General features: G+C 41.4%; 1 protein-coding gene and 1 tRNA gene. One reads left to right on the top strand and one right to left on the bottom strand.

All coding sequences use genetic code 11. From position 1 onward, the window contains the following. Window positions 1–94: 94 nt before the first annotated feature. Complete coding sequence (locus tag JZI27_RS24890) at window positions 95–814, bottom strand: glycosyltransferase (protein WP_280209856.1); 720 nt, start codon at window positions 812–814, stop codon at window positions 95–97. 259 nt (window positions 815–1,073) lie between these two features. On the opposite strand from JZI27_RS24890, the gene JZI27_RS24885 reads away from it, so the two are divergent. Next, a tRNA-Ile gene (locus JZI27_RS24885) sits at window positions 1,074–1,147 on the top strand.

Here is a 1,147-nt window from a genome sequence, read left to right as displayed (position 1 = left end):
AAGATTAGCGGAAGATAGTATAAGTGCAACTAAGGCTCCGCCAAAAGCTTGGCGTAGCCAAGTTTTCTAATTTTCTGCTAAGCAATGCAATGTTTCACATAAAAGCAGAGAGGATTTTTTTCACTTTGCGCCGATTCTTCACGGTGCGTTTTTTGTTTATGATCTTGTTGCGCTTCGAACGAAATTTGCTAGTGGTATTCCCTGAGTGAATGATGTGTACGTAGTTTCGTCGGCGCAATTTTTCATGGCGCAGGCGTATGACAGCAGGGTGTCCCCCGCGAAGCCGATACCGTTTCCCCTTTTTATAGTCTTTTACTTTATAGATTAGTGTATAAAATGCCGGTGACTTTGCATACATCGGGGCAATTCGTCTCTTTTTCGAGTCGTACATATAGCCGTGCTGATTGATAATGGCTGAAGTTCCTTTTCGAATGCGATGTTTCTTCAACTGGTGGATATAGCTTCTGCGATACAAGTCATCTGAATCCAAACGCACCAAATACAAATAACGGTATCCTTTTAGACGCTTCATAATGCTTTTTTGATAGGAGCTTTTTGGAACGAATCGAATATTTTTAGGGAGTTTACTGTATTTACGCAGCTGTCTATTTATTTTCTTTCGGGTCCGGTCCTCATATTCTACGAGTGCAACAAAATCCTGGTTGGTCTGCCTTTGCAAGCTCCTCCGCGTATACTTCATAAATATTTTCATGCGTTTTTTAATCCAACGCGTTGAGAATCTCTTCTTGCGGTTGTGATTTAATTTTTTTGAGTTAAAAGCGATCCCAACAATGATTTTCTTGCGTTTTCCCATGCAGCACGCACTCCTTAACCATGCAGAGTCGTCATAACTATTACATGGTATTGGAGTTTGTCAGGTCTTGCTGTAGTCGAATACCACTTCAGGATAGCCACACAGGTCCATTCTTTACGACAGATGACATCGGCTTAATTGCCTTCTATTATGGCTCGAAAGCGCAAGAATTTTATGAGAACAATAGTTTAGAAAAAAGATGAGAATTTCTATTGCAATGAATAAAAATATGTGCTAGATTAAAAGTCCAAGCAGTTACGGGCCTATAGCTCAGTTGGTTAGAGCGCACGCCTGATAAGCGTGAGGTCGGCTGTTCGAGTCAGCCTAGGCCCA

It is taken from the genome of Brevibacillus sp. AY1, assembly GCF_029870785.1.
Taxonomy (GTDB): domain Bacteria; phylum Bacillota; class Bacilli; order Brevibacillales; family Brevibacillaceae; genus Brevibacillus; species Brevibacillus invocatus.
This window is presented reverse-complemented; position numbering and strand designations above follow the sequence as displayed.

Excerpts from the sequence above, each read along its gene's own strand:
- JZI27_RS24890 (WP_280209856.1), bottom strand. The coding sequence starts at position 814 with ATGGGAAAACGCAAGAAAATCATTGTTGGGATCGCTTTTAACTCAAAA.